16 protein-coding genes and 3 pseudogenes are annotated in these 21916 nt (G+C 37.9%); 16 read left to right on the forward strand and 3 right to left on the reverse strand.

Annotated features, from left to right (window positions below; translation table 11 throughout):
- Nucleotides 1-8 precede the first annotated feature (8 nt).
- The 9 genes from LMF32_RS00145 to LMF32_RS00185 all read left to right on the forward strand — a co-directional run bounded on the left by LMF32_RS00145 (nucleotide 9) and on the right by LMF32_RS00185 (nucleotide 10571).
- Entirely contained in the window at nucleotides 9-1394 is a 1386-nt protein-coding gene (locus tag LMF32_RS00145) for a hypothetical protein (protein ID WP_230523415.1), read from the forward strand.
- Nucleotides 1395-1412: 18 nt separating this feature from the next.
- Complete coding sequence (locus LMF32_RS00150) at nucleotides 1413-2462, forward strand: lysozyme family protein (protein WP_230523416.1); 1050 nt, start codon at nucleotides 1413-1415, stop codon at nucleotides 2460-2462.
- A 57-nt stretch (nucleotides 2463-2519) separates the two neighbouring features.
- Complete coding sequence (locus tag LMF32_RS00155; protein WP_230523417.1) at nucleotides 2520-3050, forward strand: hypothetical protein; 531 nt, start codon at nucleotides 2520-2522, stop codon at nucleotides 3048-3050.
- Nucleotides 3051-3064: 14 nt separating this feature from the next.
- Nucleotides 3065-3493: a hypothetical protein gene (locus LMF32_RS00160; RefSeq protein WP_230523418.1), complete on the forward strand. Its 429-nt coding sequence runs from the start codon at nucleotides 3065-3067 to the stop codon at nucleotides 3491-3493.
- 16 nt (nucleotides 3494-3509) lie between these two features.
- A complete protein-coding gene (locus LMF32_RS00165; protein ID WP_230523419.1) occupies nucleotides 3510-5054 on the forward strand; it encodes a VirD4-like conjugal transfer protein, CD1115 family in 1545 nt (514 codons plus the stop codon).
- A 26-nt stretch (nucleotides 5055-5080) separates the two neighbouring features.
- Entirely contained in the window at nucleotides 5081-5923 is an 843-nt protein-coding gene (locus LMF32_RS00170; protein ID WP_230523420.1) for a conjugal transfer protein TrbL family protein, read from the forward strand.
- 22 nt (nucleotides 5924-5945) lie between these two features.
- The gene (locus tag LMF32_RS00175) at nucleotides 5946-6317 is read left to right on the forward strand and encodes a hypothetical protein (RefSeq protein ID WP_230523421.1); all 372 of its coding nucleotides are present in this window, start codon (nucleotides 5946-5948) and stop codon (nucleotides 6315-6317) included.
- Nucleotides 6318-6332: 15 nt separating this feature from the next.
- Entirely contained in the window at nucleotides 6333-8447 is a 2115-nt protein-coding gene (locus tag LMF32_RS00180; RefSeq protein WP_230523422.1) for a type IA DNA topoisomerase, read from the forward strand.
- Nucleotides 8448-9137: 690 nt separating this feature from the next.
- Nucleotides 9138-10571, forward strand: coding sequence for a sensor domain-containing diguanylate cyclase (locus tag LMF32_RS00185; protein ID WP_230523423.1), 1434 nt, complete (start codon nucleotides 9138-9140; stop codon nucleotides 10569-10571).
- A gap of 206 nt (nucleotides 10572-10777) precedes the next feature.
- Here the strand turns inward: LMF32_RS00185 and LMF32_RS00190 are convergent, their stop codons facing one another.
- Nucleotides 10778-12052, reverse strand: a complete 1275-nt coding sequence (locus LMF32_RS00190; RefSeq protein WP_230523424.1) for a transposase — start codon at nucleotides 12050-12052, stop codon at nucleotides 10778-10780.
- Between the two features lie 901 nt (nucleotides 12053-12953).
- Between LMF32_RS00190 and istA the strand changes: the two genes are divergently transcribed.
- The 5 genes and pseudogenes from istA to pta all read left to right on the forward strand — a co-directional run bounded on the left by istA (nucleotide 12954) and on the right by pta (nucleotide 17845).
- On the forward strand, nucleotides 12954-14516 hold the full coding sequence (gene istA, locus LMF32_RS00195; RefSeq protein WP_230523425.1) for an IS21 family transposase: 1563 nt from the start codon (nucleotides 12954-12956) through the stop codon (nucleotides 14514-14516).
- Nucleotides 14506-15252, forward strand: a complete 747-nt coding sequence (locus LMF32_RS00200) for an ATP-binding protein (protein ID WP_230523426.1) — start codon at nucleotides 14506-14508, stop codon at nucleotides 15250-15252. Before istA ends, LMF32_RS00200 begins: the two co-directional genes overlap by 11 nt.
- Before the next feature lie 134 nt (nucleotides 15253-15386).
- Nucleotides 15387-15617 (forward strand): annotated as a pseudogene (locus LMF32_RS00205) (topoisomerase C-terminal repeat-containing protein); the annotation flags it as partial.
- Nucleotides 15618-16268: 651 nt separating this feature from the next.
- A pseudogene (locus tag LMF32_RS00210) lies at nucleotides 16269-16733 on the forward strand (IS30 family transposase); the annotation flags it as partial.
- Between the two features lie 134 nt (nucleotides 16734-16867).
- Complete coding sequence (gene pta / locus LMF32_RS00215; protein WP_230523428.1) at nucleotides 16868-17845, forward strand: phosphate acetyltransferase; 978 nt, start codon at nucleotides 16868-16870, stop codon at nucleotides 17843-17845.
- Between the two features lie 237 nt (nucleotides 17846-18082).
- Here the strand turns inward: pta and LMF32_RS00220 are convergent.
- Nucleotides 18083-18615, reverse strand: a pseudogene (locus tag LMF32_RS00220) (recombinase family protein).
- A gap of 397 nt (nucleotides 18616-19012) precedes the next feature.
- Here LMF32_RS00220 and LMF32_RS00225 point away from each other — a divergent pair.
- Nucleotides 19013-19435 (forward strand): hypothetical protein, encoded by a 423-nt coding sequence (locus LMF32_RS00225; protein ID WP_230523429.1) that lies wholly within the window; start codon nucleotides 19013-19015, stop codon nucleotides 19433-19435.
- 301 nt (nucleotides 19436-19736) lie between these two features.
- Here LMF32_RS00225 and LMF32_RS00230 read toward each other — a convergent pair whose 3' ends face one another.
- Nucleotides 19737-20915 carry an IS256 family transposase gene (locus LMF32_RS00230; protein ID WP_230523430.1) on the reverse strand — a complete coding sequence of 393 codons (1179 nt, stop codon included), beginning with the start codon at nucleotides 20913-20915 and terminating at the stop codon, nucleotides 19737-19739.
- Between the two features lie 290 nt (nucleotides 20916-21205).
- On the opposite strand from LMF32_RS00230, the gene LMF32_RS00235 reads away from it, so the two are divergent.
- A complete protein-coding gene (locus tag LMF32_RS00235) occupies nucleotides 21206-21754 on the forward strand; it encodes a hypothetical protein (protein WP_230523431.1) in 549 nt (182 codons plus the stop codon).
- The last annotated feature ends 162 nt before the right edge of the window (nucleotides 21755-21916 follow it).

Genomic DNA, 21916 nt, shown 5'->3' on the forward strand with positions numbered 1-21916 from the left:
GAAACGAATTGGAAAACAAAAAACAGTTCCGCGTCTATAATTTCGAGTTTGGAACCATTAAAGAAACCAATGACACGGTTAAATTTGAAATGGACAGCCACCAATTCACGCATGACAAAATCGCAGAAATAAGCGAATTCCAGCTAAGCGATCGTGAGGAATTTCTTCCTCTAGTCGATGTCAAAGAATCCGATACACAAGTGATGTTGCAGTTTGATAAAAGCGCCAAATTAACCAATTTAACGAAAATAAAAAATGAAGCCTATCCAGTTAAAATTTCTATCGCACAAGAAATTTTAGAAGAAGACATTTTAGGCAAATACAGTGACTATTATGTATCGCTAAACCCAGCAACAATGTATTACCACCCTATGCAGACCGTCCGCTATACCTATCTGGCGAACCGGTTCATGCCAAAAGACCAATACAGCAATTTAGAACGGTACAAAGCGTGTGTAGTGAGTGTATTGAGTGGCCTTAGTTATGAAAAATGCTTGCTTTCGCCAGAAGAAGTCAAGCAAGAAGGAAACGAGCTGATCAAAGAGATTTACGCACAATCTACTCGAACCGACTTGCTTCGCTTCATTAAGGACAGTGAAGACTATATCACGTATGACTATATCTCCAATACCAAAGAGCGAGAACAGAAAAACAGACATAAATATCTCGCCATTATTGCTACATTGGGCATTGTAGCCGTTGGGGGAATCGTCCTCACACAAGTCCATGCTTCCAGCAATCAACTGGCACTCGCTGAAAGTTACGAAGAGCAGCTAGCGGAAAAAGATACATTAATCGAAGCAAATGAAGCTTTTGCTAATGGAAATTACGAAGAAGCGATTGAGTTATACAAGCAAATTGATTACGACCTCACAGGCGTGGCCAATGAGTTAGCCGAACAAGGAGAATACCAGTTAGCCATTAATACCGAAGAAAGCTCACTGGAAACGGTGATTCAACAAGCGTATGAAAATGACAATGTACAAGCCATTTCGGAATTGAACGGAGACACCTTATCAGAAGGAGCACAAGGAAAATTAACGGATGAAAAAACCATTATTTCCGAGGATCAATCGGGAATGGAAAACGTATTGAACTTTTTGACTGACGAGAATACAGCCGAACGGTTGGCATTGAAGTATATTGCATTAGGCAATGTCGAAAAAGCCAAGCAAGTACAAGAAAAATACCCAGAAAATGAAGTAATTGCTAAAGCGGTTGCCAATGGAGAAGCAGATAAAAAACAGAAAGACCTTCAAAAAGAAATTGACGAATTAAACAAAGAAAAAGACGACCTGAACGAAGACGATGATAAAGACAGAATCGACGAAATTAATAATCAAATTGACGAATTGAACAAACAAAAAAATGAATTAAGCAACAACGGAGAGTAGAGAAAGGAGTTTGATTTCATGAAAAAACTCTCTTTCTTCTCACGTTTTGGAAAGTGGATAGCGATAGGAATTGTGCTTCTCTTACTCTTTTTCTTGATTATCGTCACACTACTGTTCCAACGTGAAGGACAACGTCAAAGCAATTTAGGTTCTTATGGTGCAGGAGAAGTTCCAGAAGCCGTATTGCAGTGGCAACCCTATATTGAACAAGAACTCGCCAAATATGGACGAACAGACGATATACATGTCTTATTAGCCATTACGACACAAGAAAGTGGCGGTACAGCTTCCTTTGATATCATGCAAGCAAGTGAAAGTTTAGGGTTGCCACCGAATACGATTCAAGACCCTCTCTTTAGTATTGAAGTAGGTGTGCGGTACTTTGATGAAGTTATGACACAAGCCGAAAATGCAAGGGTGGATGTCGATACCGCTATTCAAGCCTATAACATGGGGAATGGGTATATTAATTTTGTGGCACAAAATGGTGGAAAACACTCGGTTGACCTTGCACAACAGTTTTCCAACAAAATGAAAGCACAACTTGGTTGGGGAGTCTATGGAGACCCGAACTATGTCGCCCATGTAAAACGCTACTTAGGAGAATCAGTAGGAAATCTCGGAAAAGATACTGCTTTCGGTCAACTACAAAACCCTTATCTGGGGCAAGAAGATAAATATGTCGTTACTTCGGAACTCGGTTGGCGTTGGGGAAAATTACATGCGGGAATTGATTTAGCTCCACTTGGTGCAGCTAATTTGCCGATTGGTTCAGCAGGAGAAGGGACAGTTGAATATACAGGGTACAGCCAAACAGGAGGATTCATGGTAAGAATACGACATGATGAATACGTTTCTGCTAATGGCAATACTCTCTACACTCAATATTTGCACCTTGCACAACCGCCAAGCGTGAATATTGGCGACCTCGTAGATAAAGGGCAAATTATTGGGTTAACAGGAACAACTGGAAGTTCTACAACGGGAGTTCACTTGCATTTTGAAGTACTTGACGGCAAAGACAATCCAGTTAACCCTCGTAACTTTGTAGATTTTTCTCCACATTAATTGTTCAAGGTATAAGATCATACTGACCTTTTACCTTGAAAGAAAGGAAGTGACACTATGAGTAAGAACACTGGTTTAATTGGTTTGTCAATCCTGCTATTGTTAAGCGTTGTTTCGATAATTGGTTTGTATTCTGAAAATTCCGAATTAAAAGAAGAAATCACTGCACTAACTATCGAACAAGAAAGCGAATATCAAGAAGTTCAAGATGTATCAAACTTAGAAGATAAAGCCCAATTTATCCAAACAGCGTTTAATAATATTTTGAATTACACAACTGAAACTTACAATGAACGTTTAAGCAAAACAGAAAATTATTTTACAGTAGAAAGTCATGAATTGTTAAGTGGTGTAGGGAATAATTTAGAACCTAGTATTGGTATTCAAAGCTCTACTTCAAATGAACAAGTTTATCAGAGTTTACAAGGAGATAATCGGTTTATCTATGTAGCAGAAATAAGCTACCAAGTAGAAGATAACGAACCGGTTGTGATCGAGTATCTTTATCAATTCAATCTTCTTGAAAGAAACAATGAATACCGAATTGATAGCGTTGAAATTATACCGAAACAACCAACCATTTATTAAAAGGAGAATAGTGAATGAATGATACAGCTAAAAGCCTATTAAAAAAGTTCATATGGATAGTGATTACATTTCTCTTTTTGGAAGCTATCTTACTGATGGCACTGGAAGCACTGTTTATCTTATCCGAATATAAGTTAGACATTACAGGCGATATAGTTATCCAAGAAATTACCGCTATGTTCCAAAACTTGCCTAACGTCATTCAAACCTATTGGCAGGAGAAAAACCCCTTCTTTATTTTAGGTACAGGTGCGATTTTGATTTATTCTTTTGTTTTACATAAAGGTAAATCGAAAAAAGAAGGTTGGGACACAGAAGAAAAAAATGCGTATCATGGTTCAGCTCGTTGGGGTACAGCTACTGATATTTTTGATAAGAAAAATTTCCAGAAGCAATCTAAAAGAGATATTCAATCAGAATTTATGAAGTCTATCAAACAATAGAAAGGAGTTTATTTGTATGACAGGCACGATTTTAGGACGAATTGGAAAAGAGTATATCATTCAACCAACAGATAGTAAGCCAAACCGAAATATCATGGTAGTAGGTGGACCTGGTAGTTACAAAACCCAAGGCTTTGTGATTACAAACGTATTGAATGAAACAGAAAATAGCATAGTCGTCACTGATCCAAAAGGAGAAGTTTACGAACACACAGCTGATTTCAAGAAACGCCAAGGCTATGACGTTCATGTTATCAATTTTGCGAAAATGAAACATTCAGACCGCTACAACCCGATTGATTATGTCACTTCTGATGTAGAAGCGACCAATGTAGCAACAAAAATTGTCGATAGCTCGAATAAAGACGGCAAAAAAGATGTGTGGTATTACTCTCAACGCTCTTTGCTCTCTGCTTTGATACTATACGCCAAACTTGAACTACACCCGACCAAACGCAATATGAGCGGTATTGTGGAGTTTCTACAAACTCATGGAGAAGCAGATAATGATGACGAAGAAAGTGAACTAGACAAAGCCTTTTTAAGCCTAGATATTCAACACCCTGCAAGAAAATTGTATGAGTTAGGTTATAAAAAATCTCGTGGTGATATGAAAGGTTCCATTATTGTTTCTCTCTTAACGACAATTTCTGATTATATCAATGAAACAGTTGGAAATTTTACAGGGTTTAGCGATTTTCATTTACAAGATGTGGGAAGAAAAAAGACCATGCTATATGTCGTTATTCCAGTCATGGATACTAGTTGGGAAGGGTTAACCAATATCTTCTTTTCTCAATTGTTCGACCAGCTGTATGAATTGGCTTCTAACCACCATTCAAAACTACCTGTACCAGTCAGTTTTATATTAGATGAATTTGTAAACTTAGGAAAATTCACGAATTATGAAGAATTTTTAGCCACTTGTCGAGGGTATGGAATTGGAGTATCGACAATCATTCAAACACTCACACAGTTGCAAGACCGATATAACAAAGAAAAAGCTGAATCGATTTTAGGTAACTGCTCCATTCAAATTTGTATGAATGCTGCTAACAATACCACTGCAAAATATTTTTCTGATTTACTTGGAAAAGCCACTGTAAAAGTGGAAACAAGCAACCGTTCAAACAGTAGAAATGCCAAGCAAGAGGGAAGCAGTACAAGCACTTCTGATAATGAAAGTTATTCAGGGCGTGACCTTATGACCGCAGGAGAAGTTAAAAGTATGCCAGATTATACGGAATTGATTATCTTTGCGAATAAGCCACCTATTAAAGCAAAAAAAGCTTATCAATTCGAATTGTTCCCAGATCCCTTTGAAATGTTGAGTCAAAACAAATATGTCAACCGTCCAAACCCTCAGCAAATCGAACGTTTAGAAGAAGAAATCAAAGAATTTGAAGAAAATGAAGAACAAAGACAACAGGAAATGGAAAAAAGACAAAACGAATTAGAGGAAATGAAAAACAAAGCTAAAGAAGAAGCACATGATGACGCAGTAAGTGCCTTTTTAGAAGATTTTCAAGATGATGGGTTAACCGAAGCGGTAGATGAATAGCGATTTCTTAGAAAGGAAATGAGGATATGCCAAGTTTTGACAATCTAGGAACTAAAATATTGGAAATGATAAGAGATTGGTTGATTGAACTTGTCGAGATTTTCATTAGCTTTTTGCAAAACATTTTATTTAATTATGAAGGTCTCGGTGGCATAGCTCTACAAGCCTATGATTTATTTGTATGGTTTGGTGGATTGTTGCTTGTCAGCGTAGCATTAGGAAAGGTTATCAACCAGCTAGTCGGAGAAGCAGAAGGCAGTCAAGAAGCTAACATTTGGCATACAGTAGTTGGTTCATTCAAAGCAGGTATATTGCTTGTTCTCATGCCTTTTACTGTATCAGTTGTTATGAATGGCATAATCGAACCTTTTACAGACTATTTTGTAGGTTTGATGGGAGATGAAATGATAGTTAGCATTGAATCATTAGTAGAGTCAGAAAATTTTGTAGATGTATTTGGTGGAGTCATGGGGCAGTTACTTATTTGGCTTTTTGTTATGATTGTTGTGGCTTTCTTTATCTTCAAAATATTTATTGAACAAGCTCAGTTATTAATGGACGAAATACTCTCCCCGTTAGTTGCTATTTCGGTAGTATCAGAAAGCTTCAGTTTTATTGATAACTGGTGGAGAGATATTATCAGTCATACTGTTACAATTATAGTGCTAACCTTATCTATGGCGTTGTTTGTTGAAGCACTTACTATGGAAGCTGATACTATTTGGACGAAATTGCCTGCATTGATCGGTACAGGGGCATTAGTCATTACTGGACCAAGTTTAGTAAGAAGTATTTGGTTCTCAAGTGGAGTTGGACGAACAGGGCAAAGCGTGGCACGTTCTGCTATGCATTTAGTGGCACGTAGATAAAAACAAAAAGGAGTAATTTATTATGAAGAAAATAATCGTTCTTTTCTTTACTATATTTAGTTTCTTTATCCTATCGGGTTGCAGTAGTTTTGGAAATTCTGTTCATGAAGAGTTACAATCAACTAATTGGAATGTGGTATCTACAAAAGGAGACGCTTATAGTGCTGATTTTGGAGAAAGCACAGTCACTTTTGACCTTGCAGGCTTTCCTTTTGGATATTCGTACTCATTGAACGAGGAAGAATCTAAGATTGTGTTTCAGTCTTCCGAAGAGGACGTAAATATTGAATACAATATTGAAAAAGAAAATGATGAATTTGTTTTAACAGCAACAACAGAGGAATCAAGAGAAGAAAACGGAAATTTAACCCTAACTCCTATTGAACAACAATAGAAAGATGTGATGAATATGAACAAAACAGTCATTTTAGCTGAAAAACCAAGTCAGGCTTCTGCATATGCAGAAGCCTTTGACAAATCGGCACGAAAAGATGGGTACTATACAGTGCAGGGGAACGGCTACCAAAATGCCGTAATCACTTATGGTTTCGGTCACTTGGTAGAGTTGTATGAACCAAATGAATACAAGGACGAATGGAAAAAGTGGCAAATAGATATATTGCCGATTTTACCGGAAAAATATCAATTCAAAGTATCAAAAGATAAAGTCAAACAATACAAAATTGTCAAAAAACATTTAGATGAAGCTGATACAATCGTTATTGGGACAGATAGTGATCGAGAAGGCGAAGCAATCGCTCGTTTGGTTATTAACCTTTCGGGAAACAGCCGTAAAAATATTAAACGACTCTGGATCAATTCCCTTGAAATCAGTGAAATCAAAAAAGGATTTCAAAACCTGAAAGACGGGCAGGAGTTTTATTCCACTTACAAAGAAGCAGAAACCAGACAAATTGCTGATTGGCTGGTAGGAATCAATCTAACCCGTCTTTACACTCTTTATATGCAGAAAAACGGCATGAGAGGTGTGTTTAGCGTTGGACGAGTCCAAACTCCGACTTTATTCTTGATTTACCAACGCAACGAAGAAATTAAACATTTCGTCAGCAAGCCGTTTTATGAATTGTATGCCAATTTCAAACACCCAAACGGCACGTACAGGGGGAAATACAAAGAACGGTTTGATACACTAGAAAATCTTGAAGGCTTCAAACAAACCAACCAATTAGAGCAGGCAGAAAAAGCCAAAATAACGAATGTCAAAGTAGAAGAAAAAAGGCAGTATGCCCCAAAACTCTTTAGCTTATCTGATTTACAATCTTTAGCGAACAAACGCTTTAAGTATAGTGCAGACAAAACTCTTTCTATCGCTCAAAAACTATATGAAAGAAAGGTGCTTTCTTACCCAAGGAGTGACACTAATTATATCGGTACACCAGAGCTTGACTATCTAAAAAGCAATCTCAATCGGTATCTCGAACTAGCAGAAGCAACGATTGACGAACCGCAGCTAAGTGAAAATAAACGGTATGTAGATGGAAGCAAAGTACAAGAACACTATGCGATTATTCCAACCAAGACGTTACCGAAGCTCAATGATCTAACGAAAGACGAAAAAAGTATTTACCTTCTTGTGTTATATCGAACCCTAGCAATCTTTGGAAAGCCCTATATCTATGACGAAACCACGATTAATACAGCTATCAACCAAGTGCTTTTTCAATCAAAAGGAAAAACAGAAAAAGAGCGTGGATGGAAACGACTGTACAAGCAAGAAGAGAAAGACAAGGACGACCAGTTTTTACCAGAAGTAACCGTTAATGAATTAGTGGCTTTCGCCCTTGAAACAAAGGAAGGGAAAACTCAACCACCGAACTACTATACAGAAGGTACATTGCTAACCGCTATGAAACATGTTGGACGGACAATGGACGATATGGATAGCAAAGACATTCTCAAAGAAACTGAAGGAATCGGAACCGAAGCCACCAGAGCCAGTATTATTGAAACCTTGAAGAAGCAGGACTATATTACTATCAGTAAAAGTAAGATTTATGTGACTGAAAAAGGCGAATTATTGTGTCGCATGATTGCAGATGATGAAATTGCCAATGCAGGCATGACCGCCCAATGGGAACGCTACTTGAAAAAGATACGAAGCAAACAAGGTACACAAGAAGCCTTTTTAGGCAGTATCGAGCGGTTTCTGCAACACCTCATTGAAAAAATACCGCAAAACTTCCAAGATAAAAAAGAGAATATTGCAGATGTAGCCAGTCATATTGAACATGAAAAAGTGATTGGCACTTGTCCGAAATGCAAAAAAAGTGTGATAGACAAAGGGAAATTTTATGGTTGTTCGGGGTACACAGAAGGTTGCAAATTTACGTTACCTAAAAGATGGAGTCAAAAAGCACTTACAAAGAAAAACGTACGAGATTTATTAAGTAAAAAAGAAACCAGTTTGATTAAAGGATTCAAAAGCAAAAAAGGAAGCAATTTCTCAGCAAAATTAAAGCTAACTAACGAAATGAAATTAACTTTTGAGTTTCCAGATAAATAAAAACACAAAATTCAAACCTTGCCCCTTTTGGAAAAAAGGGGCAAACCCCCAAAATCGCCTCAGTCACCCAGTTGTAAGAGTCTAAAACTTGAGTTAAGTGCTTAAAGCGTAAAGAATGAGTATTATGAATAATTCAGGTATAATACTTTTAAACAGGATGAATATTCATAATTATTTAATCAAATATCCAGACATTTTCCCAGTCCCTTGCTGATTCAGTTGCCATAATAAACTGATCATGTGCTTTATTACTTAAGGAGAACTACCATGCCTATTCAGAAAAAGAATGTTTACGTATTAATTTTTATTTTTGCATTTACGCTGTTCTACTATCTATGGCTTTTCCTTTTTCAAGACGATTCTTACCTACTTACCTGGGGTGGGAATACCCTGTCTCTGATTGGATCAGCTGTCCCATCCATCTGGCTTTATCAGGCCTATAAAACTGCCGAGAAGCCAGACAAGCCATTCTGGTTCCTGATCACTTTAGGAACATTCAGTTATTTCCTGGCTGAATGTTCCTGGATACTTTACGAGAGTGTCCTTAGAATCGAAGTCCCTTACCCAGGAATCCCTGATCTCTTTTATATACTTAATGTCTTGTTCTACCTTAGTGCCTTCGGATTCAAACTATACAAGTAAAAGACAAAACTTGTTCTGACCCGCTACATTTTCGATATTCTTTTCATTATGATTGTTTACGCCACCCTCAGCTGGTATTTTTTATTAAACCCGATCGTTTTAGCAGGAGATGTTTCTCTTCTAGCCGTAGTTGTATCGCTTGCCTATCCAATCGGTGATCTGGCGCTGGCTTTCTGCCTGCTTATGGTGATTTTCTCAAGTAAACAACTCTTTTCGAATGACTCGCTTCTATTTTTCGGTGCCGGTCTATTTACTTATATTGTCGCAGATACTGCTTTCGTCTATCTAGTCAGCACTGAAACTTACGACTCCGGATCCTGGACTGATCCACTCTTTATCTTAGGCGTCCTGCTTGTCGGCTTTACCGGACTGCTTCAGAAAAATCAGTCATCGATCCAGCTGAGGAAGAAAGCTGTCATTCGAACGAAACCTATGCTGTTCGCTATCCTCTTTCCTTTCTTCGGACTGACTTCGCTGTATCTGTTTATGATATATACAAGCATCGGGGCTAATGTCTTTACTATCGGTGTAGGGGTGTCCATTCTGCTTGTCATAGTCAGGGAGTTTCTCCTCCTTTCAGAGAATAGACGCACACTTCAAAAATATTTAAAGAACGCTGATGAGCTTCAATCCAGTCAGGAACGTTACCGGTCATTGTTCGAGCATCATCCTGACGCAGCCTTTTCATTCACACTTGACGGTACAGTCCTGAGTGTCAATGAAAAAGGTGCTGAAATTCTCGGCAAAACAAAGGAAGAACTGATCGGACACTCACTGATTGACACTATACATGCCGATTATCAGGAAACGGTCAAAGGACATTTTAATAACGCTAAAAAAGGCATCTTCAAGCATTATGAGCTTCCTTTCAGCAATCTAGGCAATGAGTTTTATTACCTGGGTGTGACTCATGTGCCGATCAAGGTAGATGGAGAAGTTATTGGCGTCTACGCCATTGCGCGAGACATTACGGAGAACAAGATCAATCAGGAGCAGATCCAGTATATGGCCTTCCATGATCATCTGACTCACCTGGCCAATCGCATCCGTTTCGAAGAAGTTCTTCAGAAATCTATAGAGGATGCTAAGATGCACGATAAGAAGTTTGCGCTTCTCTTTATGGATCTGAATAATTTCAAAGACGTCAATGATGACTATGGTCATGCATTTGGAGATAAGCTGCTGGCTCAGGTAGCCAGACGCATTGCTTCGATGGTCAAGAAGGATGACTGTGCTGCACGACTAGGCGGGGATGAGTTCACTATACTGATTGATGATCTCGATAGCTATGATGACGCCATGAGATGGGCCAGTCAGCTCCTGAACAAGCTGAACAAACCTTACCTCATTGATGGAGAAGAAATCGTCTGCACGCCGAGTGTCGGCTTTGCCTACTACCCTAAAGATGGTGACTCTGTAGAGAACCTTCTAAATAAGGCCGACGCAGCCATGTACAAGAATAAACGCCATTCCAAAGTGTAAAGAACAGTTATAAAAGAATCAATTACGCTGTTCGCTTTTTTTGTAGAATTGAAAGAGAAAAAACAAAGCCGATGGCTTTTTCAGTCGCAAATATGCAGAATATGGGCCTCTTAATACCGATCAGTATGTGTGGGCATAAGCAGGATTCTGTTTTTTTCATACGAAGGCATGACAAAGAAACGTACGGATATTCTATTTTTTAGAGGTTACGCTACCCAAGCATTCAAATGACCCAACTCATTTTTTTGGATATTCCGTTTAGCGAATGCCAACATGACCAGAAAAGCCATGGTTACGAAAAGGTTCATTTTCTTTTCACCCCGTATAGTATGTTGCTCAAACAAGAAATCACGATCAAGACGCCCATTCACCCGTTCAATCGCAGTCCGCTTCTTGTACAGCCGCTTGAATTTGTGGCTATTACGCGCTACTTTATTGAAAACACGCCGATTATCCTCCCGTTTGATTCTGAAAATACGGGAATCCTGGTGTTGCGGTTTGAATCCGTAACGAAGGGAATCAGTCGCACTATCATAGCCTTTGTAAACCAACGCCACTTCCTGTCCTCTTTCATCGACATAGAAAACTTTCCCGTTATAAGTATAGGTCAAATCGGTATCACAGTATTGTTTAGTAGGTCCCTCTTTTTTCCACTGGTTCTTAATATCGATAATCGGAATAATGTCTCTCGATTCAATTTCATCCAGCAGGGGGCCTCCGTCATACCCTCTGTCTGCAAGAAGATAGTTGCAGCTTTTCAATTGAGCATCCGGCAATGCCTTTATTAGTCTTTTCGCGACCGTAGGCTCGCCTTCCGAAGCCTTTGTAAGTTCATAGCCAATCGGCAGTTCATAAGTGGCATCGATGATCAAATGCAATCGATAGCCGAACCACTTCTTCTTGTTCGTCACTTTCTCTCCTGAAGGTGTAGTAGTGGTGTATTGTTTGATGGTAAAGTTCGCCTCAGTGTCCCTTCTGCCGTCTTCTTGTTTATTCTGATTGGGCCCTTTCGCGTAGGAGGGAATGATTTTCCCATCTAGAGCGAGGATTTCGCCAAACCCATCTAGGGAGACGTACATCTCGTCCACTAGCTCGTGGAACATAACATCCAGCAAACCTTGGTGCTGCAACAGTTTCTTTACGAAACGGGAGAAAGCGGCTTCCGTGGGAGCCAACTGATAACGATAAGACCCTTTTTTCGTACGGATGATCCGAGTTTGGAATCCGCATACCTCCCGGAGTTGGCTGTTGCGCTTCAGTTCCCGGATCAAAGCTGCAACTGTGGGGTGTTGGAACACGAAACTGGCAAGGAAAGCCCGCCACATGGTGAACACAGGATAATCATTCCGCCCCTTCCCACGTTCTTCTTCCAAAAGGGCGATGAGTTTCTCGTCCGGCAATGCATTCAGCACGTCATTTAATTTCTCTAAATCCCCGAGCTGGTTATTTTCAAAAATGGATAATTGTGTTATTCTGTTCATAGAAAAAGCGACCTCCTTAATATTTTGTAGTGACTATATTTTACTGCTATTTCAGCAGTATGGGGCGCTTTTTCTTTTTTTTTTTTACATTAGTCGCAAAATCCATAAAACAATAGATCGCCAAGGTGAAAGTGCTGTAACAGCAGGCTTTCACCTTGGCGATTTTTATTTTGCTACATCCGCTATCCTTAGAGCCCCAAGGGCTCCAGAACAGCGTAATTGATTCTAAAATAAAATAAAGGTCCTCAATCGGGTAGCCTACGGCTACCGCAATTTCCTTAACTATAAAAACCGAATCATTCTCCACTTTAACCTAAAGCCAGCAAAAGCTAGCACAAATCAAAAGAAAAAAGTGAATACCAAGGCAGCATAAGCCCAGTGGTATTCACTCTCATATTTATTGATTATTATTCTTAACCAACGTTAGTTGACGTAGAACCAGTTAACCAAGGCCGGTTTTATAACCCCTTTCATTAAAATGAAAAACCAGGTAAGTTAGAAATTGTATCTAACTTACCTGGTTTTTTTGTATATCAAGATTCATCTTTTTAGCTTAAAGTTAAGACCTAGTCATTTACGCTCTGGTCTTCAATAGTGCTACGTTCAATTGGCGCCCACGAATGTAGTTTTGCATGATAAGTGAATACCAAATATAATCGTACCCACAATAAGTAAGGTCTGTCCGAAATGTAGTCATAGTATTGTGATTATTTCGCACTTTGGAGTCCGTGAATATCCATTTCGAGTCCAGTCTTTCGCAAATCGAATCCTCCATGTTTTTGAATCAAATTCACGATTCAAGACCACCAATTCGCAGCTCAAGTCCACTTATTAGTCCCTTTTGTGTATAGTAACTTTAGAAGTCAATGACTTCTAAAATACATGAAGGAGGCTATTTTTAATGGCTAGAAAAATCCCAGTAAAATTAGTGATTCAATATCGAGAACAAGGTTTTTCTCGAAATATGATTGCTAAGACACAAAAAGTAGGTCGTAGCTCAGTCAGTGACGTCTTCAAACGGGCAGATGAACTCAATCTCTCATATGAAGATATCAAAGCATTATCTGATAATGAAGCGTATCGTCTGTTCTTTCCCGAACGCTATCAGTCAGAAGTGCTCTATACACTGCCTGAATACGATAAAGTGCATAAAGAGCTTCAGGGTGTGGGTGTGACCCTTAAGCTTTTATGGCAAGAATATGTGGACGAGTGTAAGGATACCGGCGGTATCGCCGTTGGATACACAAAATTTTGTGAAGATTATCAAAAGTACATCGATCAGTACCGCTTAACGAATCATTTAACCCACAAGCCTGCTGTGTCTATTCAAGTCGATTGGAGCGGGTCAACCATGCAACTGTTAGATCCGTCTACCGGAGAATTAAGGACTGTTTATCTATTTGTAGGGACGCTTCCCTATAGTCAATACACTTACGTTGAACCCACTTTAGATATGAAAAGTAATACCTGGCTTCACTGTCACATGAATATGTTCACCTTTTTTGGTGGGACAACCGTCAGGTTGATTTGTGATAACTTAAAGACCGGTGTCATTAGTCACCCAAAAGAAGGAGACATTGTATTAAACGAGCAATATGAAGCTTTAGCGAACCATTATGTAATGGCTATCATGCCTGCTCAAGTACGAAAACCGAAACAAAAAGCAGCTGTTGAGGGGGCAGTGGGTAAAATTGCAACTGCCGTTATTGCTTCATTGAGGAACGAACTCTTTACTTCTATGGGTGAATTAAAGCTGGCTGTCCGTGAAAAATTGATGGTCTTTAATGAGACCCCTTTTCAAAAACGCGAAGGAAGCAGACAGCTTATTTTTGCTGAAACCGAACAGGATAAATTGCGTCCTTTGCCGGCTGTCCCATATGAAATTGCAGAATGGATTTATGGGAGAAAAGTAAAATTAGATTGCCATATTTCTTACCAAAAGAATCATTACTCTTGCCCTTATCAATACGTTAAAAAGAAAGTAGATTTAAAAGTAACCAATAACTTCCTTGAGATTTATTACCAAAATGAACGCATTGCGACTCATAAACGATTTCCTCAATACAAAGAATATGCTTTCTCTACTTCCCCAGAACATCTTCCAGAACAGTTTAACCAACTTGAATGGAATGACCAACGTCTATTAAATTGGGCGCTTCAGATTGGCCCGTTCACGCATAAAGTTATTCAACGGATCTTTGAAAATTTACTACTAAAAGAACAAGGGTATCAATCTTCCTTATCCATACTTAATTTGTCAAAGAAACATTCGACTGCTGCTTTAGAGAAGGCTTGTCAGATTGCTTTGGAAAAGATACATTCTCCAAGATATCGTCAACTAAACGCCATATTAACTAACCCTACTAATAATGAAACCTTGGAAAAAGCTGAAAATGCTTATACAGAATCCATAGGATTCGTTAGAGGGGCAGACTACTACGGAGGAAATCAGAATGATAAATAACGAATCAATCCGAAAATTAAGACAAATGGACTTAAGTGAACTAGTAGATCATTTAGAAATGCAAGAAATAGATAATGACACACGGTACCTATCATTTGATGAACGACTTCAGCTTAGTATCGATCATCTTTATCAAGAAAAGTACAATACCCGAGTGAAGGGATTGATTAAACGGTCGAAATTCCGTATTCAAGATGCTCATTTTTCTTCTGTCTATTATGAAAAGCGAGATATTGATCGTCCTACACTTCAAGAACTGGCAACCTGTAGTTTTATTAATCACCGTAGAAATGTTATTTTTCAAGGCTTTACTGGCTCAGGAAAAACCTTTTTAGCTTGTGCTTTAGGTCGGGAAGCCTGTAAGAAAGAGATCCGGACACGTTACATTCGGTTACCTGATTTACTAATAGAGCGAGATGAAGCAACGCTTAAATCGAAAGGTGTAACGAATCTCATCACAAAATTCTCCAATTATGGTCTGCTCATTATTGATGAATGGTTACTTGACGACGTATCGGAAGAAGATTTAAAATTCCTTTTTGAAATTATCGAGCGTCGCTACGACTCCGGTTCCACTATCTATTGCACGCAATTTCGTAAAGCAGATTGGCATAAAAGTTTAGGTGGAGGCGTCCATGCGGACGCCATCATGGACAGAATTGTGCATAATGCTGTCTGGTTCGATACCGGCCAACTGAACATGAGAGAACAACTCGCTAAAACGAATATGACCTGAACAATATTAAATCAGCCACGCTTTTAAATGAGCGTGGCTATTTTCCGGACTCCTTACACGAAAAGGCGGACTCGAATTGGATATCTAAAGACTCGACCATCCGTAAATGGGGACTTGAAAGCACGGAATAATCAATTGTAGATAAAGGCAAATTTTACGGTTGTTCGGGCTATAAAGAAGGTTGTAAGTTTACCCTTCCAAAAAAGTGGAGTTCAAAAACAATACCAAAATCTAACATCAAACAATTAATTGAAAAAGGCGAAACCACAGAAACCAAAGGTTTTAAGAGTAAAAAAGGCAATAAATTTAATGCTAAATTAAAATTAGATAATGATAAACTGCAATTTGTATTTAATAGTAAATAAGTAATATATGTAAAAGGCAGTAATTCATAAAGCAGAACTGTAAGCCTTTTACATATATTACTACGGAACAAACGCTGTTGTAACAAGCATTTAGAGCCGATTTCAAGCAAAGACACAAGGCATTGTACGTTTCCTTTACTGTAAACGCTCATGAGAAAAGGCACTTTCACTTCCCCGCTTTTGAAGTAACTCAATCTTCCTTTGGTTTCTCACGTTTTCTGTATCGGTGTGTCTGTCGCAGTACGATTATAGCATATTCCGTCTTAATGTCAGTCAAGGGTAAATGGCACGAGCGAAGATCACACTCGCCCTTGACAGACCGACTACATATGTAAGGGCATAACCACGACAAACACACCAAACTATACAGAAAAAGTTCGATAACAACCAAATAACTGGAAGATCCTAGTCATTCAAAAGAAGTGAAAAGCTTCAAGATTAAAGAAGCCGACACCACTTCCCAAAACTTCCAGAAAAAGTTGTTAAAGAAAAAATAAAAAAAGAAAGAAAAGAAAGGTTAAGCCTCGACAGAAAGTGCCTTTCGGGAAAGATATTACACATCGTCCTAAAGAAGCCGAAGAACGACTAGAGACAGGTCATTGGGAGATGGACACTGTAGAGTCATGAAAGAAGTTAGGCACTGCCTGCCTCCTTACCCTAGTTGAACGAAAACATAGATTAACACTTATCTTTAAATTGAGAGCTCAGACTCAAAAAGAAGTGCACAGAGTATTGGATAATTTAGAGAAACAGCTAGGAACCGAAGATTTTTCAAATACATTTAAAACAATTACTGTGGACAATGGGACAGAATTTCTAGATTCAGAAACATTAGAAAAATCCATTAAAGAGAGTTCTAAGCCGCGAACAAATATTTACTATTGTCATCCATATGCTTCTTATGAAAGAGGAAGTAACGAACAGATGCACACATTGATTCGTCGATTCATTCCGAAAGGAAGTGCCATCAGTGAATATTCGAAGGAACGTGTATACGAAATTCAAAACTGGATAAATAACTATCCTAGAAGAATACTAAAAGCAAATACTTCGATGCAGTTGTTAACTAGAGAATATATTCCAAGTGTTCAACAGATTTTTCAAGAATCTGCCTAAAAATGTTGTACAGGAAAAAGACTCTCACTTTAAGTTGCATTTAACAGGGTAAATTCAAAAGTTAAAAAACGTTTCAATCTCGCGGTATTATTGGTATTATAAGAGTATAAATATAAAATTATGGAGGGTTTTTAATGAGTTTAGCAGAAAGATTAATCAATAATATAAAAGGGGAAAATATCCGTATTGTTTTCCCAGAGGCAACGGATCCACGAGTTTTAGGAGCAGTTGTTCGCCTAAAACGTGAAGAGTTATTAGAACCAGTACTAGTTGGTAACCCTGATGAAATTTATAAAGTAGCTGAAGATCAAGGTTTTAACTTAACGGATATTGAGATTTTTGACCCAGAAAACTACGACAAGTTTGATGAAATGGTTGCATCTTTTGTTGACCGTCGTAACGGTAAAGCAACTGAAGAACAAGCTCGTGAAGTTCTAAAAGGTGGTAACTACTTTGGAACCATGCTAGTTTACATGGATATTGCCGATGGCTTAATTAGTGGTGCGGTTCACTCAACCAGTGATACAGTTCGTCCAGCACTGCAAATCGTTAAGACTCGTCCTGGTACGTCATTAACATCCGGTGCGTTCTTAATGTTACGAAAAAATGACCAGTTTATTTTCTCTGACTGTGCGATTAATCCAAATCCAAATGCAGAACAACTAGCTGAAATTGCAATTGAAAGTGCTCGTACAGCTAAAATGTTCGGTATCGATCCAAAGGTTGCTTTACTAAGCTTCTCTACAAAAGGATCTGCTTCAGGAGATATGGTTTCTAAAGTTGTAGATGCAACGAAGATTGCGAAAGAACAAGCACCAGACTTAGCACTAGATGGTGAATTACAATTTGACGCGGCATTCACTCCGGATGTAGCGATGAAGAAAGCACCAGAATCTGATGTTGCTGGAAATGCAAACGTATTTGTATTCCCAGAATTACAGTCTGGAAACATTGGATACAAAATTGCTCAACGTCTAGGTGGATTCGAAGCTATTGGACCAATCTTACAAGGTTTAGCGAAGCCAATTGCTGACTTATCCCGTGGTTGTACAGAAGAAGATGTTTACAAACTATCGATTATCACGGCCAACCAATTTCTATTACAAGAATAATAAACGATAATAATAACAGCCCATCTTTCGGGCTGTTTTTTATTTTTCGATTATTGTAAAGTCGTCGAACCTTTCTGTTAAAGTCTCTATAATAGGAACTGATATTACAGGAAAAGAGCGTGTATAGATGAAACAACAAGAAACCTATAGAATGGGCGGGATTAATGGGGCCGCCCTCAAATGGTTAGCCATCATCACGATGACGATTGATCATGTAGGTGTCGGACTTATTGGCCCTTATAATCGACTGAGTGGGGTTAAAGTCCGCAGGACTGGAGCTTTCGCTCCGCAGTATTCAGCTGTGATTTCCGTATAGGTATGGTCTCTTTTCAAGGCTAATGCGTGGTCTAATTGTGCCTTTTTATATTTGGGTGGTCTACCGTCTTTTAACGTACCATTTTGACGAGCTAAGGCTTTGCCTTCTTGTGTACGTTCCACAATTAGATCACGCTCAAAATCAGCAAAGGCACTAAATACCGTATAGATTAATTTTCCTGTCAGTGTATTTTCAATGCGTCCAAGATTTAAGATATGTACAGTGACTTCTCTATCAAATAAGTCTTTAATAATCTTTAAGGCTTCCTGCGTACTTCTAGCTAATCTATCCAGTTTGGTAACGACAAGTATATCCTCTGCTTTCAACTTGCTTAATAATTTTAAAAATTGAGGACGTTGGTTATCACAACCTGATAATTTTCTGCTTCTAAGGCATTAATTTGTGATTGTAAATCCTGCTTGGCGGTACTTACTCGAGCATAGCCATATTTCATTTGTTACCCTCTTTTCTTCTCAAAATCAGCCCCTATTATGACACTTACTTATGATACCGTCAAAAGCCAGTATTTTCAACTATTCCAAAATAGTATCAAATGTTTTGAGTTATGACCATAATTATTAAAATAAATTTGAGGATTAACAAAAGATAAGACACATACTTGTACTTTTAACGGTACAATATAATTAATAGTAAAGTATCAGCGTCAAGTAGAATTGAACAGTTAATACCAAGTAACTTTTAGAGGGAGCTATTATGAAAAAGTACTTATTTTTAATATCTTGCATGATTCTTTTAACGGCTTGTTCAACAGGTGTAGCAACTGATATATTGAAGGCGCATCTTCAATATCTGAAAATGTTCCCACAAAAAGTAACTCCGTTTTAAAAGGTATGATGGGAACTTACGAAATAACAAATACTGAATTCGTATCTGGGGATGGGTACAACCTTACTAGACTTACTTTAAATTATACTAATACAACTGAAAGACCAGTAATCCCAAATGAGGCAATTCAATTAGATTTCATATTAGAAAAAGAAACTGATGTAACTATTGAAACTTTAGGTTATTTTGGTAATGAAGTCCTGCTAGAGGATGAAGCTTATGACACAAGTCCCTTATATGAAGCGCGCATTATGTCGTATAAAAATATTAAGCCAGGTGCGACTGTTGAAATTAATTTCAAATTCAGTACAGGCTCGTCTTCTCCAAGTGCGATTAAATCACCTGGTAACATTTATTTACGCAACAACACTGGATCAGGAATAAATGGGAATATGTTTGAAAAACTTATTGTGTCTATTCCGGAATAAAAAAGTGGTTCTAAGATACCGAAAAAGCAAAAACAATGCTTTCCTGAAACGATTAAAATATTTCAATAGAAAAATATACGGTTCAGCAGTAACGGGTACATTTAGACAATCCATTACTCCAGAACATAGACCACTAATAAAGTAATGTGATTAGAAACAATCAATTTGGACAGGAATCGCATCATAGCTCCACTCTACACTAATAAGTGACTTATCAACGTAATAAATTACTTTCACACGTATTGTTTCGAGAGCGTCAATAATTTTGTGTAAATAAATCGCCCTTCTGCAAAATAATCTGTTACTTAGTAAACATTGAAGCTAATGTATCGGTTACTTGTTGGAAACCTTTATGGCTTCTGTTTAGAAATTTTTGATTGTATGTATCAAAGATGGATACTAAGAAACGTTCTAATGATTCTTCATTTTGAAACTGTTCTTTTCTGCGGCTGTATTTCTTGATTTGCTTATTGAAAGACTCGATCAGATTGGTTGAGTAAATGGTTCTGCGAATACTAGGCGGAAACTCATAGAAAGTCAATAAATCTTGGTTTTCTATGAGTGACTGCGTCACTTTAGGATAAGTTTTCTGCCACTTCTCAACCATACAGGACAAGAAGGTATTCGCTTCTTCCTTTGAATTGGCTTGATAAACAGTCTTAAAGTCATCACAGATTTCTTTTCGGTCTTTGACACGTACTTTATGAGCAATATTACGAGACACATGGATACAACAATGTTGGTATTTTGCTTTTGGATAAATTTTATGAATGGTGTCTTTCATACCTTTTAAGCCATCTGTAATAAAGAGCAAGACATCTTGAACCCCTCTGGAGTTAATATCTTGTAGTAGCTCATTCCAAACGTGTGTTGACTCAGTCGGAGCAATTGCATAACTTAGTACTTCTTTAGTGCCATCTTCTCGTATTCCAATGGCAATGTAAATGGCTTCTTTGGACACGGTTTGACGTTTTAATGGAATATAAGTAGCGTCCATAAAAATAGAGACATACTTATCATTTAAGGCTCTTGCTTTAAATGCATTTACTTCTTCAGTCAGCACTTTAGTCATGTTTGACATGGTTTGTGGAGTATAGTGATGTCCATACATTTTTTCGATTAAATCAGCGATTTCAGACATCGTAACGCCTTTTTTGAACAAATGGATAATGGTAGTTTCCAATGTGTCATTTGTTCTTTTGTATGCTGGTAAAGTTTGTTGTTTAAACTCGCCATTTCGATCTCTAGGTATCTCCAATGTTAATTCACCATATTCGGTTTTGATTGATCGGAAATAAGATCCGTTCCTCGAATTACCTGAATTAAAACCAGTGCGGTCATATTTTTCATAATCCAAGAAAGCTGTTAATTCTGTCCGTAGGAGGGTGTTTATCGCTCTTTCTAAGTGGGAACGGAATAATTCATTTAAATCGCCTTTAGTGACTAGTGTTTGTACAATTTCTGTAGTAAAATCATTCATAGGGAAGTCCTCTTTTCTGTGAATTGGTTGTCGTTAACTTTATTCTACAGAAGGGACTTCCTTTTTTGTATGGTTTTTATTCATTTACACAAAATATTTTATACTCTCCTTATAGACTATTCAAGATATTTATGTTATGTTTTAGATAGTGTTAAACATTACCAAATACTTTTACAACAAAATAAAAATTACTAGGGGTGCTTTTGTGTTAAAAGCCGAGAAAAGGCTAAAAGTCTTTAACTCTTTGAACCTGATCTGGTTGAAAAAGTAAAAAACAAATAATAAATGAAATGGCATTGCCAGACTTTGAACAAATATATCTTGATGAAGCTATAGAATATATAACTAAACAGAAAGACTTTACAGGTAATGAGGGTAAAGAACGTTATGGTGTTGTCATTAATTTTGGGGGAAGATATGCTACCACAGTACCCATATTACAAATAAGTACACATAACGGAAAAACAGAAAAAGAAGGTTATATGTTACGTGATGATGAAATTCGTGTTCCGCAAGGATTAACATACAGAAAAAGAAAGGGAAATAAACAATTAATCGGTGTAATAAAAAATTGGCGCTCCCATACCGATCAGTTTAAACCGTTCACTCAATCTTTATATGTAGATTTGACGGAGGACCCAAATCATCCGCCAATCCCTATTCATTTAGGGTTCCAAGTCGGACGCAATATACTCATTGAATTCCTGGAAGGTCTTAAAAATATTGGTGTCAATCACGTGATTATCAACTTAAAATATGGCCATCGTCCTGTTGAAGAAGTGATTGAAGAATTAGGAGAAGAATTTGTTCTACACTTTCCAGCATTAACTGAGGAGTAATTCAGGAAAATGAAATATTAAGAACCCGTGCGATTCCGTTCTAATCCACCTTGAGATCGGAATCGCCGGTTCCTAGATGTTTTATGCAGATGGCTATACTTGTTAGCCTGCTAGTCTTAGTTTGAGAGAAATGAAGTCTCTTTATATGGCAACTCAAAAATA

Source organism: Desemzia sp. C1 (assembly GCF_020882875.1).
Taxonomy (GTDB): domain Bacteria; phylum Bacillota; class Bacilli; order Lactobacillales; family Carnobacteriaceae; genus Desemzia; species Desemzia incerta.